This window comes from Ruegeria sp. HKCCA6707 (genome assembly GCF_013033515.1).
Classification (GTDB): Bacteria; Pseudomonadota; Alphaproteobacteria; order Rhodobacterales; family Rhodobacteraceae; genus Ruegeria.
The window spans coordinates 81,924-100,796 of sequence record NZ_WQEG01000008.1; the positions used below are offsets into that span (position 1 = coordinate 81,924).

5 protein-coding genes are annotated in these 18,873 nt (G+C 58.7%); 1 reads left to right on the top strand and 4 read right to left on the bottom strand.

Annotated features, from left to right (window positions below; all coding sequences use genetic code 11):
• Positions 1–33: 33 nt before the first annotated feature.
• Complete coding sequence (locus GOW40_RS17625) at positions 34–6,159, top strand: type I polyketide synthase (protein ID WP_171133156.1); 6,126 nt, start codon at positions 34–36, stop codon at positions 6,157–6,159.
• Between the two features lie 3 nt (positions 6,160–6,162).
• Here the strand turns inward: GOW40_RS17625 and GOW40_RS17630 are convergent, their stop codons facing one another.
• The 4 genes from GOW40_RS17630 to GOW40_RS17645 are packed head-to-tail and all read right to left on the bottom strand — an operon-like array spanning position 6,163 to position 18,833.
• Complete coding sequence (locus tag GOW40_RS17630) at positions 6,163–6,984, bottom strand: alpha/beta hydrolase (RefSeq protein ID WP_171133155.1); 822 nt, start codon at positions 6,982–6,984, stop codon at positions 6,163–6,165.
• A 22-nt stretch (positions 6,985–7,006) separates the two neighbouring features.
• Positions 7,007–7,813 (bottom strand): class I SAM-dependent methyltransferase, encoded by an 807-nt coding sequence (locus GOW40_RS17635; protein ID WP_171133154.1) that lies wholly within the window; start codon positions 7,811–7,813, stop codon positions 7,007–7,009.
• A 17-nt stretch (positions 7,814–7,830) separates the two neighbouring features.
• Positions 7,831–8,487, bottom strand: a complete 657-nt coding sequence (locus GOW40_RS17640; RefSeq protein WP_171133153.1) for a 4'-phosphopantetheinyl transferase superfamily protein — start codon at positions 8,485–8,487, stop codon at positions 7,831–7,833.
• Between the two features lie 2 nt (positions 8,488–8,489).
• Positions 8,490–18,833: a non-ribosomal peptide synthetase/type I polyketide synthase gene (locus tag GOW40_RS17645; protein ID WP_171133152.1), complete on the bottom strand. Its 10,344-nt coding sequence runs from the start codon at positions 18,831–18,833 to the stop codon at positions 8,490–8,492.
• Between the last annotated feature and the right edge of the window lie 40 nt (positions 18,834–18,873).

Sequence of the window (18,873 nt, forward strand, 5' to 3'; positions counted from 1 at the left end):
CGCAGGCTGGTATACCGTCTGGAGAACGAGCAATTGAGTAACGACGCAACAGGCAGTTTTGACAACCGCATCGCCATCATCGGCCGCGCAGGCCGGTTTTCGGGTGCGCCTGACATTGATGCCTTTTGGAAACTGCTGTCCGAGGGTCGTACAGGTGCGGCGCGTTTGTCTGACGCAGATCTTTTGGCGCGCGGTGTAACACGCAAAGAATTGGCCGACCCGAACTATGTCAAAGTCGCGCATATCCTGCCGGATATGGAAAACTTTGACGCGGGCTTTTTCGGATTTTCCCCGCGTGAGGCCTCCATTCTTGACCCGCAGCACCGCCATTTCCTGCAATGCGGCTGGGAAGTGCTGGAAGACGCGGGCTGGATGCCTGAAAGCTTTGACGGGCGTATCGGTGTGTATGCCGGTTCTGGCATGCAAAGCTATCTGCCCTTCAATCTTCTCAGTAACCCTGATCTGGTCGAAGAGATCGGGATGTTCCTGCTGCGCCATACGGGCAATGATAAGGATTTCCTGACCACTCGGCTGTCTTATCTGTTGAACCTCACCGGACCTTCTGTTGCGGTGCAAACCGCCTGTTCCACCTCGCTTGTGGCCGTCCATCTGGCTTGCGGGGCACTGATGAACATCGAATGTGACATGGCTCTGGCTGGGGGTGTCACGATCGAGCTTCCGCACCGCGTCGGATATGGCTTTTCCCCGGGTGAGATCCTGTCGCCTGATGGCGTCTGTCGCGCCTTTGACGATGACAGTCAGGGCACTGTCTTCGGGTCGGGCGCTGCTGTTCTGGCCCTACGCCGCTATGAGGATGCGGTTAGGGATGGTGACGACATCAAAGCCGTCATTCTGGGCACAGCGATCAACAATGATGGGGTCGGCAAGGCCAGCTATCTTGCACCCTCGGTTGACGGACAAGCCGAAGCTGCCGCCGAAGCCCTGGCCCTGGCCGGGCTTGAGCCGGGCGATGTCGATTATATTGAAGCCCACGGTACGGGTACGCCAATCGGCGACCCGATTGAGCTGACCGCATTGCAAGATGTCTATAGCGGTGTGCAGGCTGGGTCGATTGGTATCGGGTCGGTGAAAACCAATATCGGGCACACAGATACCGCCGCAGGGGCGGCCAGTTTGATCAAGGTGGTCGAAAGCCTGACCCATGAACGCTTGCCTGCGAGCCTGAATTTCAACACACCCAACAGCCGGTTCGATTTCGTCCGCAGCCCGTTCCAGGTTGAGGCGCGCGGGCGCGATTGGCCGCGTGGACAACGGGTCCGCCGCGCCGCTGTGAACTCGTTGGGAGTGGGCGGTACCAACGCGCATGTGGTTGTTGAAGAGGCCCCCGCCCAACAACAGACACAGGAAGACAACCAGTGGCGGTTGTTCCCGTTCTCAGCCCGCAAAGATGGCGCATTGTCCGCGCTGCGCGAGAAATGGGTTGATTACCTGTCCGACCATTCTCCGGCCAGCCCCGACATCGCAACCACGCTGCGCGATGGCCGCCGCGCCTTTGCCGAACGGTTTGTGGTCGCCGCGCGCAATCCGTCAGAGCTGCGGTCGGTCTTGCAAGCCAAGGCGCATCCGCTTGGTGCAACGGGCAAAAGCACCGAGGGCGATACGACGCCCGAGATCGTGTTCCTCTTCCCCGGTGGAGGCGCGCAATATCCCGGTGCAGGCGCCGAGATGCGCACATCATCGGTTGTGTTTGACGCCGCCGTGCATGAATGCCTGAACGCGTTGCCCGCAGACGCGCCTGCAGACCTCGAAGAAATGATGTTCGCGCGGGATCGCTCGGATGCTGAAGCTTCGGCCAAGCTGTCGCGCTCGGATTATGCGATACCGGCTTTGTTCATTCTTGAATATGCCTATGCGCGGCTGTGGGACAGTTGGGGCGTCAAGCCCGACGTGATCTTTGCCCACAGCGTGGGCGAATACGCGGCTGCCGTCATCGCTGGCACGATGCAGTTGGGGGATGCGCTGAAAATTGTCACCCTGCGCGGTCAGGTGATGGAAGCTGCACCCGAAGGTGCGATGACCACCGTGCCCTTCAACGAAGCCGACACTGCCGAATTTATACAGAGGACCGGGGCCGAGTTGGATATCGCCGCGCTCAACCTGCCGGACCGCACAGTGGTATCCGGCCCGTTGCAAGCCATCGAACGGCTTGAGGACGAGCTTGCTAAACAAGATCACGAGGTGCGACGGATCCACATCGCCGTGGCCGCACATTCGCGCCAATTGGACGGTCAGCTGGATCGCTTCCGTGCCGGATTTGAGGGCGTGACCTTTGCTGAGCCTAAGATCCCGGTGATGTCGTCGTTGCGCGGTGCCCCCGCGCAATCCAGTGATCTGGCCTCGGCTGACTATTGGGTGCAGCATTTGCGGCACACGGTCCGCTTTACCGATGCCACGAAAGAGGCGCTTTCCGCGCCGGGTCGGATCGTGATCGAAGTGGGCCCTGGCCAGACCTTAGGTCCGTTGGTCGAGGCGATGGAGCTGCCTCACAAACCACGCGCAATGGTCTATTCCGCACCCTCCGTGCGCGAGCCACGCGACGAGTTTGGGGTAATGCTGACAGCATTTGGCGCGCTCTGGGCCAATGGCTGCGACGTTGAATGGGACAAGGCGGTGCCCAAGGGCGGTCGCCGGATCTCGTTGCCAACCTATGCGTTTGACAAGACACGACACTGGATCGAACCGGGCCGTGGCAAAGCTGATGCTGATGATCAGGGCCCGTTGACCCTGCCTCGCATCGCGCAGATGGATGACTGGTTCGAAACCATCGAATGGGCACCCACGCCTGTGGCCTCGTTGGGTGCGACCACAATTGACGGATCACCATGGTTGGTTTTTGCCGGGTCTGACACCCTGTCGCGTGCGGTGGTCAAAGACCTGTCGCGCGCCGGTGCAGAAACCACCGTAATCACTGTCGGGTCTGCATTTGCCAAAACCGAGGACGGCTATCAGCTGCGCCCGAACGCGGTTGAAGAATTTGATGCATTGCTGGCTGAAATCGGTCAGGCTTTGCCAGCGCGGATCTTGATGTTGTGGCCTTTGGCCGACACAAGCACAACAGCGTTTGACAGCACCGTTCTGCTGGCGCGCCTGTTGCAACAGGCTGATACGGGCGCAACCCGATTGGTTGTTGCCGCACGGGGGGCCACTGGCCCGGATACGCGCGATCCCGAACTGGCGCTTTTGGCGGGCGTCATCCGATCTGCCCCGCGCGAAGTGCCCGAGTTGGAAGCCGTGCTGGTTGATCTGGACGCGCAGGCCTCGGAACCTGCTGCAATCGCTACGGATGCGCGCCGGATATTGGACGAGGCGCTGTCCACAAGTCCGGAAGATCAGGTCGCTTGGCGCGGCGACGTCAGGCTGACGCGCAAACGCGTTTCCAGCCCCATGCCCACTCAGACGGTGGAGTCCCGCATCCAACCCGGTGGCACCTGGTTGATCACCGGCGGCACCGGTGGCATCGGGCGTCAGTTTGGCCGTTGGCTGGGTGAAACCTATCAGGCTAAGATCGGGCTACTGTCCCGCTCTGCCCATGAGGATGAGGCGCTGGCCCGCCAGATCCGCGCGGCGGGCGGTGATGTCATGTTCCTGAAAACGGATGTGACGGACAAAGACGCCATGGCTGCCGCAATCGCCTATCTGCAAAGCAGCTTTGGGCCGGTGCGTGGCGTCTTGCATGCAGCGGGCGTCCTGGATGACGGCCCCTTGTCCGTCAAATCTCTGGACGAGTTGCACGCAGTCATTGCGCCGAAAGTCAAAGGCGCGCAGATCCTGGACGAATTGCTGCCCGATGGCAGCCTTGACGCGTTTGCCGTTGTCTCTTCGACCTCGGTCGAGACCGGACCCGCCGGACAGGTGGGCTATGTCGGTGCCAATGCAGCGCTTGAGGCACTGGCGGCGCGGCGCAGTGATGGGCTGTCTTTGGCCTGGGGTGCCTGGCGCGACAGCGGCATGGCCGCGCGGGTCTTTGGCCATGCTGGTTTTGAAGCGGAAACGGATAGACATCCGCTATTGCGTCATCGCCGCAGCGAAGACAGCGGTGAGGTCATCTTTGAACGGCTGATGCATCCCGAAGAGGATTGGGAGATCGCAGATCATGTGGTAGCGGGCCTGCCCGTCCTGCCCGGTACGGCCTTTATCGAGCTAGGGCAAAGTGCCGCCAAAGAGGTTCTGCAATCGTCACCATTTGAAATCTCCGCCCTGTCTTTCAACCAGCCGATGGTATTTGCAGAGAACCTGCCGCGCCTGATGCGGGTTACACTGACGCCGATCCAAGACGGGTTCGAGCTGAAAATCAGCAGTATGCTCAGCACCTCTGATCCTGCCGAGGACCATGTGCAGATGCAAATCCTGACAAAGCGCAAGGCAGACAAAGCCTTGCCACACGGGTTTGATGCCATCCCGGCGATGTCGCCTATCGCGGATGCGGATCTGGTCAAACAAGATGACGTGATCGGGTTTGGTCCACGTTGGGACACGGTTGGCCCGGCCCGGCGTGCGGGCAATTGGTGTGAGGGTCAGTTCACCCTGCCCGAGGCCTATCTGGCCGATCTGAGCACCCATCCGCTGCATCCCGGCCTTCTGGATATGGCCGCCACCGTTGGTCTGAACGGGCTGCAACGCGACGCCACAGCCCCGCTATACGCTCCGATGTCGGTGGCCCGCATCCGGGTCTTTGCACCGCTGTCCCAAGCGATCACCGCGCAATCGGTGAAAGTGGCGGAAACCAGAGGTCAGTTCGCAGCCTTTGACGTGGTGATCCGCGACAGCGCGGGTGCTGTGCTGATGATCTTTGAACATCTCGCCCTGCGCGCACTGTCGCAAGAGGCGCTGTCCACCGCCCCGGCCCCCGCGCAATTGGGCAACCAACTGCTGGCGACCGGTATCCGGGACAGTGAGGCTGACGCGCTGTTCACACAGATCTTTAGCCATCCCAGCCGCCATCAGATCATCTCGCCGGTCTCGCTGGATCTGGTTAAACTGATGATGGTCGAGGCGCGCCCAAAACCCAAAGCGCGCGCCAAATCAGACAACGCTTCAAAATCCAAATTGGGACCTCACAGCGCCAAGATGGCCGAGATCTGGGAGGACATTCTGGGTGCGCCCGATTTGCAGCCCGAAGATGACTTCTTTGACCTCGGCGGCCATTCCTTGAACGCGGTTCGCCTTTTCACGCGGATCCGGCAGGAATTTGACGTGGGGCTGCCGCTGGCCACGCTTTTTGAAACGCCGACCCTTGGGGCGCTGACAGCTTTGGTGCTGCAAACCGCAGGCTTGAGCGAGGACGAGGATGTGCCCACGCCCAGCCTTGCCACCTCATGGAGCCCTCTGGTTCAAATCACCAAAGGCGACGAGAAAAGCCGCCCGTTGTTCTGTATTCACGGCGCAGGGGGCAACATCCTGAACTTCCGTCCGTTGGCCGGGTTCCTTGATCCGTCCATCCCGTTCTTTGGGCTGCGGGCCCTCGGCTCGGATGGCGGTGCCGAAGTCGATGCCACGATCGAGGAGATGGCAGCGCGCTATATCACAGCGATCCGCGAACGTTATGGCAAAGGCCCTTACCGTCTGGCTGGATATTCGGGCGGTGGCGTTGTGGCCTTTGAGATGGTCCGGCAATTGCGTGCAGATGGTGAAGACGTCGACAGCCTGACTTTCTTTGACACGATCGCCCCACATATGTCGCAGCGCCCGCTGAGCCTGGGCCAAAAGCTGTGGGCGGCGCGAAAATGGGATCTGGCCTATGCGCTGGATTGGATGAACCGACGGCGTTCGGGCCAGGAGAATCGAGACAAGCTGTCCGAGATCAAAGCCATTCTGGAGTCGGGAAAACCGCTGCCGGATGAGCTGATCGGTCCGCGCATGACCCATTGTTTTGTGCAGGCGCAAAACCTTTACGACACACCCAAACTGGACGTGGATATCCACCTGTTCAAAGCACGTCGCGCCAGCGCGCTGTTCATTGCGGCAGGGGACGATCTGGGTTGGGGCGAATATGTCCAGGGGCAGATCACCACGCGTGAATTCGACTGTGACCATTTCACCATGATGGCCGAACCCGCCATCGCCCTGATCGGTCGTGAGTTGAACCAGCGGTTGCTTGGCCTTGAGCCCGAAGCGGATGAGATGGGCAGCGTGGCCTGACGGTTAGGTGTCGGGACCGACGATAAAGGTTACAATATCTTCGGCCAGCCCCTGCGTCATCAGGTTGGTGTGGGTGCCGTCAGGATAGATCATCTGCCGCTTGGGTTCGGGCAACGCGTCATAAAGCAGGTTTGCCCAAACCACCGGAATGTCGCGATCTTTTTGCCCATGCGCCAGCAAGATCGGCGCGCTCAGGTCTGGGGCATGGGCGATGACATCATGGCGCTCGGCCCACATCAGCCGACACATGGGAAAACCGCGCAACCGTTTTTGCTGAAAGCGGCACAGGCTGTCATAGCCTGCTTCGATGATCAAACCACCCACCGGGCGCTGTGCCGCTAAGGCTGTGGCCGGGCTGACGCCAAGGCTGTATCCGTGAACAAAACGTTGTTCGGGTGACGTCGACCGCCCAATCAAAGTGTCCAGATGGTCGTACAGCGCCATTGCATCAGCGGTGAAATTTGCCTCGGACGGAATGCCCGGCGCGTCCCCTGAGCCGCGATATTCCAGCATCACCACTCCGATGCCCTGATCGATGATCGGCTGAAGGCGACGGAACGAGGGCATAAGGCCAGTGAAGTTGCCATAAAAGCTGATCAGGACGGGCGCATCCGGCAGGCCGGGCACCGCAAAGGCCCGCAACTCGGTGCCGTCGCTTGCCTGAAACACCACACGTTCGACGCCTTCAAACGCTTCGGCACGGGCAGGTTCGGCTGAAAACCGGTAGATCTTGTATTTCGACCAATACAGCACCCCTGCCATGACAGCGATTGCCAGTACCACAAGCCCCGCAAGGGCGAAAACAAGAAGACGCGCGCCGTCCATCGTACCAAATTTCCTGAAGCTGCTATGCCCTGTTCATGGCAATAATTTCGGTCCAGTTGATGGGCCCGCTGACAGATGTCCTGTTCAAGATCACGTCAAAGCCTGCCTGCTCCAATAAATAGCGATGGTTATGCGAAAAGGAATGCTCCTCTCCGTGGCTGAAGCTTTCGGTTGTGCGGTCCATAGCATGCGCCTGGGCCACCGGTTCGACCAAAGCCATGGCGGTCCCGGGTTTCGACGCCAGCAGACCGTAGACATCTCGGAGCTTCTTTTCCGAGAAATATTCCAGAACACCGCCATAGGCGAGTACCAGCAGATCGCGCTTTAAGTTTTGTCTGAGCCATCGCTGAGCACCGAAACAGGTAAACTCCAACCTGTGCTTGTTTGAAAAGGCGCGTTTGTTGCGATCGATGATCGATTTGTTGATATCGATACCGGTAAACGTCATGCCCTGCGGCATATTCTGGGCACAATAGTCAAGGACGCGCCCGTCACCGCAGCCGATTTCGACCATATTCTCGAATTGCCGTGCTCGCGAAAACGTCACCAGGTCTTTGAAAAAATCCTTATGTGTGCTGCGGAACCACATCTGAAAGCGGTCAGAGTAGCGATCATAATATTGCGTATTGATGCCATCCTGCCAGAGGTTTGCAAAGGCCGTTTGCAGTTCCTCTTCGTTGCCACGTCTCGACGCCCGCTCGACCCGAGCCCATGTGATCAATTCCCGCGCCTTGCGACTAAAGGCACCGCCTCTGTCTTCGCTCAAAGGCATGGCGTATTCCAGTGTTGTTCCCAGAGCGATGCGCAACTTCTTTCGTAGTCTATTCATAGAATACCCTTTCCGGTCTAGCTGACGATGCAGCAGGTGACCTCAGGTGATATGTCCAAGAAACGTACTTCGCATTTGGGCTGGCTTGGGTGCTTGATCCCGATGGGCCAACCGTCTTCCAGTTCAAGTTCAATTGATTTTGGCGCCAGTGACAGGCCTTCACCGGTCAGTTTCATGCGCGCCTCTTTGGCGGTCCAGAACGCAAAGAACCTTTGGTTCCAAGCTACGCCCGAGACGATGTTTAGAACAGCGCATTCGGACTCGGTAAAGCAACTTTGCGCAATCCCTTGGCTCGCCAGACGGCGGTCATTGAATTCAAGGTCAATGCCCACCGGTCTATCTGTCGAAACAGCCAGAACCGCGCGGTCACGACTGTGGCTGAGATTGAAATAAGGGCCAGACGCCAGCGCCGGTTTACCGTTACCGATTTCGGTGAAGGCCACATCCTTTGCGGGACAGTCGAGATACCCGGCCAATACCTGCCGCAAAAACCCCCGGCCCCGCACAAAGCGATGGCGGTCTCGATCATAGACAAAACGGTCAGCCCGACTTCGCTCGACCAGATTGAGCGACCGCAGCGCAATGTCCAAATCTATTGTGGCATCATCGTCCAATGAGGCGGACCAAATGTCCAACCCGGTCAGTGTAGTGGATATTTGGTCCACTAACGCCATGGCTAAGTCTCGTTCGGATTTTGAAGATGTGCTTCCATCGTGCCGACCAAGACGCGCGCCTCATCCCCGACAACCATCCCAAGGTGAGACCCGCTGAGGAAGCTCGAACGATACTGCCCATCCAGCAGAAAGCGACTCCATCCTAGTGAGGGTTCGATGTCAAAGGCTTTGCGTTCTTTCAGACAGGCGGGCTCGACAAAGATCAGGCTGGTCTTGCCGCCGAAAATGCCCCCGTCATAGCTTTGCGCAGCCTGAAACCATCCTTGTTCTACTTGCTGAAGCAGCGCCAGTTCGGGGCTATCGGGACGTAGCCGTTTCAGCAGCTTGTTGCCCAGACCGTGGCGCCAACGCGCATCCAGACGCTCCTTGAAATAGCTAAGGCCCCGCGCGCGCATCAGCTCGATCTCGTTCTGAACCCATTCACGCGGCCCAAGATGAACAGGGGATCGGAAATTTTCCGCAAACCCCGGCGCATAGGTGTCCAGAATGAACAGTCGACGAACCTTTTCACCTGCGGCTTCGAGTTGGCGGGCCATCTCAAAAGCGGTGATCGCTCCGCCGGAGTATCCGGCCAGTAGATAAGGACCTTTGGGCTGGTGTTGGCGCAGGTATCGGATGTTGTCCTTGGCCATCGCCTCGATGGTGGTGTGCATCCTGTGGCCCAGAATGCCCCGCGTCTGCAGACCGATGACCGCGCGATGGCTTCCCATAATCGCGCCAAAATCCAGAAGGTTGTTGACGTTGCCACCGGCGCCGCCGACCACGAACAAAGGTGTACCCCCATCTTCTGGTCCGGGGTGAATGACCGAACTTGGATCCCAATCGGCATCAGGATCAAATTCGCCATCAGCATCCTGAACCCGCAACAGGCGCGCCAGTTCACGCACCGTGGAATGCTGGAACAATGTCGATATGGGCAGTTTTGATCCAAACTCTTCGTGGATACGAGCAAACAGACGCACGGCGAGAAGAGAGTGTCCGCCCAATTCAAAAAAGTCATCATCGACATTTAGTTGGGTGGTCCCCAGAACCTCGGCCCAGATTGCCAGCAGTCGAGTTTCTTCAGGAGATTCAGCGGCAACCGGGTCTTCGGTTTGAACACCTCTGACAGGGGCCGGCAGCCTTTTGCGATCAACCTTACCATTGTGACTCAGGGGCAGGCTGTCCAGTGCTACAAACAGCGTGGGTCGCGCATAGGCTGGCAGCGTGTCGCGCATATGGTCGTCCAACTCGGCGCGGCTCAGGGCCTGATCCTGCGGTACATAATAGGCCACAAGAACCTTGTCGCTTTGACCCTGAGGTATGCGCGCCTCGACCACCGCCTGGCGAATTCCAGGGTGTTTGACGAGCGCGGTTTCTATTTCGCCCAGTTCGATACGGAAACCGCGGATTTTGACCTGAAGGTCGGCGCGACCGTAAAACTGCACCACACCATCGGCCGCGCGGCGCACCAGATCTCCGGTGCGATAGAGCCGCAGGTTTTCATCCCAGGGCGCGGCCACGAACTTGTCAGCGGTCAGGTCCGCGCGGCCCAGATAGCCCAGGGCCAACCCGTCGCCCGATACACAAAGCTCACCCATTTCGCCATCCGGCAATGGGTTGAGATCAGCATCCAGCACATGGATCTGAGTGCCGTTTATCGCATGACCAATCGGCAGCGCCTGCCCGCTTTGCGCCTGCGTCAAAGTGATCCTGTGGCAGCAAGTGAACGTGGTGTTTTCGGTCGGGCCATAGCCATTGATCAAGGTCAAATCCGGGCAAGCCGTCAGAACCTGTGCAGCCTTGACCGGAGAAACTACGTCCCCGCCTGTCAAAAGCTGCTGCAAGGGGCGGAAGGCCACGGGCGTCTCATCCGCCATCGCGTGGAACAATCCAGCGGTCAGCCAAAGGGTGGTAATGTTCTCACGCGCTATGATGTCGCCCAAACCGTCCAGCGACGCGGGCGTTTGTGTATCGCGCAGCACCAGCGCACCACCATTCAACAACGCGCCCCAAATCTCGAAGGTGGCGGCATCAAAGGCGATGGGCGAGTTCTGCAGGATGCGCTGATCGGGCCCGAGATCGGCAAAATCCTGACCTTTGACCAGACGCAAAACACCACGATGCGGAACCATTACACCTTTGGGTCTGCCGGTCGAGCCGGACGTGTACATCACATAGGCAAGGTCCTCGCCACCCAGCTCGGGCAAATCTGGCATTGGGTCGACCTCGGGTAGAACCGAGACATCGAGTGTCTGGATCCTGGGCAAACCCGCATCAGGTCCAAGTACCAGGCTTAGACCGGTATCTTTGACGATGAACTCGATCCGTTCTGGCGGCAGCGATAGATCCAGCGGGACGTAGGCGCCACCGGCCTTCAGAATGCCAAGCAACGCTGCGATCTGTTCCAGCGAAGACCCATAGCTGAGACCGATTTTTTCCCCTTTGGTTACTCCTTTGCCCAACAAATGCGCCGCAATCCGATCCGACCATCGGTCGAGTTCGGCATAGGTCAAAGTCTTCCCATTGCAACCGACCGCTTGCCGGTTTTGATGCGTCGAAGCCGGTGTTTTGAAGGCACGCGTGATGCCTCCGTCATAGTCTGCAGGGCTTGTTTGCGGTGATTGCTGCGGCGCAGTTGGGTCACCTTGAACCTGCATCAGCTGCCCAAGTGGGGCGTCCGGCCTGTCAACTATGCTGGTCAGCAGCTCGGAAAACCCGGTGATGTGCCGCGCGATGGTCTCGGCATCAAAGAGATCACGGTTATAGCTCCACTCGGTTGTGACGCCGCCGTCAATCTCGGTGACATTGAGATAGAGCTCAAAATTCTCAAACGCGCGCGGGTTTGAGGTGAACGTATCTGCAGGAGACCCCACGGCCAGTGCCGACAGGTCGATACCGTTGTCCACATTGAACACAACCGAGATCAAGCCGGGCCGCGACGGATCGCGTTTCTGCTTGAGCGCGCGTGTGAGGGCCCCATAGGTAAAGCTCTGATGATCCGCGCCGTCCAGCAGGGCGGTTTTGACCTCTTTGAGATAGTCGCCAAAGGATTTGTCGCCTGAGGGCTGAGTGCGGATCGGCATCAGGTTGACGCAATGACCCACCATCGACTCCATAACATTGGCCGCCTGCCCTGCTGAGGGCACGCCAACAACCAGATCCTGATTGCCCGAAATCCGCGCGACATAGGTTTTGAACGCTGCCAAAAGCAGGGTTACGAAACTGCTGTTCTGACGCTCGGCCGTTTTGCGCAAACCGGCCACAAGCTCGGCATCCAATGCCGCGTCAAGCCGGGCCCCACGGACGCTGCGGATGGCAGGCCGGGGGTGATCCAAGGGCAAGTCCAGCACGGGAACTTGCGTCTCAAACCGCTGAAGCCAATAGGCTTTATCGCGCTGCGCACCCTCGGATTGTGCCCAATCCTGCTCGTGGCGTGCATAGTCGATGATGCTGTGCGGCGCGTCCAGAATTGCCGGCTTGCCGTCGATGATCATCCGGTAGAGGCGCGCGATGTCGCGCATGATCACATCGATCGACCAGCCGTCACAGATGATGTGATGGGCTGTCACCACCAGATGATGCAGCGCCTGACCATCTTCTTCGCCCATATCCACAAGATCGGTGCGCAGGAACGGGCCGTTCTGCATATCGAAGGGTTCCGAGACATGCTTGTCCAACAGCTCTTGCAGTTTCTGCCGGCGGTCCTGCTGGCCAAGTGTGCTCAGATCCATCTGCCCGATTTTGTGGTGCATCTCGGGTTGGATGAACATAGTCAGCCCATCCTCGGAGAAGGTTGCGCGCAACGCGTCGTGACGCGCGTAACAGGCCTGAATGGCCTCAAGCAGCGCATCGGTATTCACCGCACCCCGGATTTTCAGCGTAACGCTTTCATTATATGCGGCAGCGACTTCGGGCGTGACCACCTGGGCGGCAAAGATCTCGCGCTGCGCTTCCAGAGTCGGGCAGGCCAGCGGTGCCAGAGGGGCGGCCATATCTTGCGCGATGCGGGCTTCGCCACCCGGCAAACTCAGCCGAGGCGGAGCCGCGGTTATCTGTGGGTCATAGTCGCGGCTGTCGGCCCGTCCGTCGATCAGCCCATCAGCGCGCATTTCCGCAGCGCTGTCCTTGATGGCGTTGATGATGTGATCGATATCCTCATCATCATGGGCGGCGGTCATGTAAGAGGGGAAACCTTCCAGAAGGAACACGCCCCGGTCGCGCAGATGCGGACCCAAAAGGCCGCCAAACCGCGCATTCTTGTCGATCCGCAAGTACATCAGCGAACCGCAGTTCGGCATCTCGAACGGCATGTCGTTTTCTTTGAACCAACGATCGACCGTGCCCGCGACCTTGTCGCCTTTGGCATCGATGGTTTTCCAGAAAAACGCGGGCTGTGATTTGAAGAACCGCATCATCTGGACGGTGGCAGCCATCACCAGAGGATGGCGCACGAAGGTGCCCGCAAAGAACGTCACCGGAGCTTCGGGGAAGCTGTCATCCCCGTAATCCCACTGACCCCCATCAAAGGTGTCCATGTATTGGGCTTTACCGGCAACAACACCAAGCGGCATCCCGCCCCCGGCGATTTTGCCATAGGTCACAAGATCAGCTTCGATGTTGTAATAACCCTGCGCGCCGCGTGGCCCGAAACGGAATCCGGTGACGACCTCATCAAAGATGAATAGCGCACCGTGTTTCTGGGTTATGTGGCGCACTTCGCGAATGAATTCGTGCGGGCGGAATTCGGGCCGACGGCTTTGCACCGGCTCGACCATGACAGCCGCCAGTTTGCCCGCATTGCGACGGATGTAATCCAGAGCCTGCGGCGAGCCATAGGGCAACACGACCACATTCTTGACCGCATCACGTGGCACACCGGGTGCGATAGGCAGGCTGCGCAACCCGTCCTTGCCTTCAACCCCGCGCACCAGAACTTCGTCGAAGTTGCCGTGATAATCCCGCGCAAACAGAACAATCGTGTCGCGCCCGGTCACGGTGCGTGCAAGACGCATCGCAGCATACACAGCCTCGGACCCCGTGCAGACAAAGCTGGCCCGGTCATTGCCGGTGACGTCACAGAACAGCTCGGCCGCTTCCATTGCCAACAGGCTTTGCGGCCCAACTTCGAATCCGTCATCCAGCTGTGTGTGCAGAGCCTTTACAACACTGTCCGGGGAATGACCCAGAAAGCCCGGACCAAAGCCATTCAGGATGTCGACATATTCGTTGCCATCCACGTCCAGAAGGCGCGAGCCTTTGGATTTGACCGATACGATCTGATAGACAAGGTCTTTCCACAGCCGGTTAAAGCCCGATGCTGTGCGCGGATCGGCATGTCTTGGGCGGTGCTTTTGTGTCAGCGCTTTCGACTGCGGCGTCTTCGCGTTGAACCGGGCCACCAGCTTGTCGATATGTGCCTGTTGGCGCGGTGTCAGCGCCTCATCCGTGGTCGAGATTTGGGTAACGGGCGCGGAAATCTGCGGATCCGCTTTGGCAGCCTCGGGCGCGGCAGGGGCTGGGGTGAACTCCTGATCAGACGGGCCTTCGGTACCGATCTCACCGTGTTTTTCGATATGTTCAGCCAAAGCGCCAACATTCGGGAAACCGTCAATCAGTTCGCGCAGCGAAACCGCAACGCCGAACTGATCTCTCAACTCACGTGTGGCCTGTGTCAGCAGCAAAGAGTCAAAGCCAAGTTCCATAAAGCCTGCGGTTGGAATGATCTCTTCAGCGTCCAAACCGCTGAGATCCGAGAGCAAGGCTTGCACCGCGCTAAGCGCATCGGGTTTTGCAATCACCTCGGTGGGAGCCGTATCCGGCACATCGGCTGTTTCAGGGTCAGAGGTAAAGGCAGCAGGTTCGATCCAGAACCGCTTTCTGACAAAGGGATAGCTGGGCATCCCGTGCTGGCGCGGTGTCTCGGTATCGACGCCGATACCGGACCAATCCAACGGATAGCCACAGGCCCACAGCTCACCAAAGGCGCGGTACATTGTCAGTTGCGCATTTGCCTGCTCTTCATGTGCGTGCGGTAAGGATGACAATGCCGGAGAGGCCGTTGCGCGATCAGGGTTCTGGGCGGCCAGAACCGACAATGTTCTGCCAGGTCCTGATTCCAGGAAGATATACTCCCCATCTGCCCACAGCACCTGCATCGCATCAAAGAACCGGACAGGGCGGCGCATATGCTGCGCCCAATAGTCGGGATCGGTTGCTTCATCCTCGGACATCCAGTCGCCGGTGACGGTGGACAGGATCGGACGAGTTGGCGCCGCCAGAGACAGTTTAGCAAGCTCAGCTCGGAATGGCTCAAGCGCCGGGTCCATCATTCTGGAATGGAACGCGTGGCTGGTATGTAGTTCCGAAGTGGCGATGCCCGCTTCCTCAAGCACGGGGATCAAAGCCGCAATGGCTTCATCCGACCCAGCCAGCACGCAGGCTTTGGCACCGTTCACAGCGGCCAGATCGACCGTATCCCCAAGGTACGGTTGCAAGTCTTCCTCGGACGCGCGGACCGACAGCATCTTGCCGCGCGGAAGATCTGCCATCAAACGACCGCGCAGAACGATCAGGTTCAGCGCGTCCTTTAGCGAGAAAACACCGGCCAGCGTAGCGGCCACAAATTCACCGATGGAATGCCCGACCATCACGTCGGGGCGAATACCCCAGCTTTCCCACAGCTTGGCCAAAGCATAGCTACAGGCGAATATGGCTGGTTGGGCGAAATCGGTGCTTTTCAGCTTTTCGCGCGCCTCTGCAATCTGATCGCCTTCGGCATAAAGCACAGCCCGCAGATCCAGGCCCATCGCCTGCTCCAGCGGGGCCAGGCATTGATCCAACGCGTCGCGGAACACTGGTTCGTTGTCGTAAAGGTCACGGGCAATGCCCACGTGCTGAGACCCCTGCCCGGCAAACATGAAGACCAGTTTTTCGCGTGTTCCGGCCTTTTGCCCCTGCCCCTTGTGATCTTGGGTTGCCTTGGCGAGTTCAGCCATATCAAGGGCGGCAAGCACCGCGCGGGTTTGGAAGGCATGGCGGTGTTCGCGCAATGTTGTGGCTACACCATCAGGGTCCGCATCGGGATTGGCCAAAGCCCATGCGCCAAGGTCTTGCATCGCCAAACCCAACGCTTCGGGGCTTGAGGCTGAAACAGGGAACAGACGGGGTTTGCGCGTTTTGGGTTTCGGCTTGGCCACTTGTGCCGTGCCTTCGCCAAGGACCACATGCACATTCGTGCCGCCCACGCCAAAGGACGAAACCCCGGCATAGCGCGGTTCCTCACCCGCGGGCCACTCCGTCAGTTCGGCCACGGGCCGGAAGCTGGAGTTCTCGAAATCGATACGTGGGTTTGGTTTTGTGTAGTGCAGCAGCGGTGGGATTTTGCCGTGTTTCAGGCAAAGTGCGGTTTTGATCAAACCGGTCACGCCCGCAGCGGCATCCAGATGACCCACATTGGTTTTGACCGAGCCGATTGCGCAACGCCCGGTTTGCCCGGTGTTGCCAAAAGCCTGGCACAGGGCGGTAAATTCGATCGGGTCCCCCAGAGGGGTGGCGGTGCCATGGGCCTCGACATACCCGATGTCTTTCGGCGCGACCCCGGCTGCAGCTTGGGCCATGCGAATGGCCTCGGCCTGAGCGGCGATCGACGGCGCGGCATAGCCTGCCTTTTGCGCCCCGTCATTGTTGACCCCATGGCCCCGGATCACGGCGATGATATTGTCGCCATCGGCCTCGGCATCTTCCAGACGGCGCAGTACAACCAGCCCGGCGCCATCTCCAAAGACCGTCCCTGTCGCGTCCGCATCGAAAGTGCGGCAATGGCCATCGGCCGAGGCCATGCCATCGGGCAAATACGCATAGGGCCGTTTGGTCGGGAATGTCACCGCAACACCTCCCGCCAGGACCATATCAGCACGCCCCATGCGCAGGCTGTCACAAGCTTGCGCCACGGCCAGCAGCGATGTCGAACAGGCTGACTGAACATTTACCGCAGGCCCGGTCAGACCCAGCTTATAGGCAACGCGTGTGGCCAGAAAATCCTTGTCATTTCCAAACAGGGCCGAGAAATCTTTGACCGGATAGCTTGCCGCGAAATTGCGCGCAGCACCAGGTGCGGACAGCACGTTGTTCAGCAGGTATGAATTCTGTGCCGATCCGGCGAAGATCCCGATGCGCCCAGCGAACCTCTCGGGGTCATGGCCCGCATTGTCCAAAGCCGTCTGTGCAAGCTCCAGCATGATCCGGTGCTGCGGGTCCAGAGCCTTCGCTTCTTGCGGCGGGATGTTGAAATGGCGCGCGTCAAACAGATCGGCATCTTCCATAATGCCCCGTGCGGCCACATAGGTGCCCTGCGGGTCGTCGTTCGCCGGATCGACCTCAAGCTCGTCAGCTGAGAAGTGCGAGATCAGCTCTTCCCCGGCCAGCAGTTTTTGCCAGAACGCGTCGATGTCCCTGGCACCGGGGAACCGCCCGGCCATGCCCACAATCGCAATCATTCCTGATCCGGCGGGCTTGGTTACGGTGGTCTCGCCGCTGTCGCGGCTTTCCGTGTGATGACTTAACCCTGCTGCCAAAGACCGCACGCTGGATTTGTCGAACAAGAGCGTGATTGGAAAACGCCGATTCAGTGCAGTTTCAAGTTGGTTATGCAACCGCGCAAGCTGAAGGGACGAGGCGCCCAGATCGAAGAAATTCACATTTGGATCGACTGTTTCACACTCAAGGATATCTTTCAGGAAGCCCGAGATGAGCGTTGCGATGTCAGCCCCTACATTGGGGGCTTTGGCACTTGGGGCAGCAGATTTCGGCTTGTCCAAGCTGGCCAACAATGCCCGTCGATCCACCTTGCCGTTATGGTTCAATGGCAGTGTTTCAACGACCTCAAGCCGTGCGGGGCAGGCATATTCAGGCAGCGTATCCCGCAGATGGGATTTAACGGCTTTAGCGTCAAAACCCGTATTCTTTTGAACAACGCAGAAACCGATCAAGGACTTGTCAGCTTGATCCGCACCAGCACGGGCAACCACAGCCGCGCGGGCAATTGAGGGATGCGCCTCAAGCGCAATCTCGACCTCGTCCAGTTCCACCCGGAAACCCCGGATCTTGACCTGAGTGTCGATACGCCCAAAGAACCGAACGACCCCTGCGTCGTCCATTTCGACCAAATCGCCCGAGCGATAAAGAAGCTGATCTGCGTCCCAAGGGGCGGGAATGAATTTCTCCTGTGTCAGATTGGGGCGGTTCCAATAGCCCAGGGCAAGCCCGGCGCCGCCGATATACAGCTCACCCTTTTGGCCCGACATGCACTGGTTCAGATCCTTGTCCAGAACGAACAGGTCCGTGCCCTTGACCGCTTTGCCTATCGGGATCGCCTGCCCTGTCTCAAGATCATCAGGAGTAATCAGATGCGCGCTGACCACGTTACTTTCGGTTGGCCCATAGCCGTTTATGACCCTCAAATCCGGGCAAAGCGCCTGAACCTTGGCCACATGATTGGGCGACACCACGTCGCCACCAACAACAAGCTGCTTTACCTTTTCAAAACACTCCGGTTGCAGGTCAGCAATGGCGTGAAACAAGCCGGATGTCAGCCACAGCGTGTTGACGCCGTTACTATGAATCGCGTCCACCAGATCCGAGATCGAAAGCCGCCCGTCTTGCGGGATGACAACTGTGCCGCCGTTCAGCAGTGGTGCAAAGAAATCTATGATCGAGGTGTCAAAGGCAAAGGCCGATGAATGCAGCGTCACGGTATCGCGATCAAGCGCAAGCCAGTCGGCATCGCAAAGCAGTCGCATGACAGATCTATGGGGAACCATTACACCTTTTGGCGTGCCCGTAGTGCCTGAGGTATACATCACATAGGCGATGCTTTCACCGGTGATCTGCGCGTCGGGTCTTACGTCTGTTTCCCCTGGGAAAGCTTCGGCGGCTAGTATGGTTAGGCCCGGATCGTCGAGCGTCGCGCAATGACCCAACAAGACCGAGATGCCGGTGTCCTGGGCCATAAACTTCAGACGCTCAGCAGGCAATGTCACGTCAAAGGGTACGTATCCTGCCCCAGCTTTCAAAACCGCCAGAATTGCGAGGGGCAATGCCAGAGATCTTTGCGACGAGATCCCAACAAGATCACCGGGCCGCACCCCTTGATCGATCAGCCAAAGAGCCAGCGCATCAGAACGGCGATCCAAAGTGGCATAATCCATAGCTTCATCGCCAAACCGCACGGCAGTGCGTTTGCTCAGTTCATTCGCGATTTGGCGAAACCTTTGAACAACGTCGCTATGCCCCGACACCGGCAAATCCTCTACTGTCCCAGACAAAGGTTGGCTTTCGGCTACTTCGGGGAAGATCTGTCTATTCATGAAACTGAGAACTCAATAAACCTACACTCAAAACACACCT

Coding starts and splice junctions, on each gene's coding strand:
- GOW40_RS17635 (WP_171133154.1), bottom strand. CDS start 7,813: ATGAATAGACTACGAAAGAAGTTGCGCATCGCTCTGGGAACAACACTG.
- GOW40_RS17645 (WP_171133152.1), bottom strand. CDS start 18,833: ATGAATAGACAGATCTTCCCCGAAGTAGCCGAAAGCCAACCTTTGTCT.
- GOW40_RS17630 (WP_171133155.1), bottom strand. CDS start 6,984: ATGGACGGCGCGCGTCTTCTTGTTTTCGCCCTTGCGGGGCTTGTGGTA.
- GOW40_RS17640 (WP_171133153.1), bottom strand. CDS start 8,487: ATGGCGTTAGTGGACCAAATATCCACTACACTGACCGGGTTGGACATT.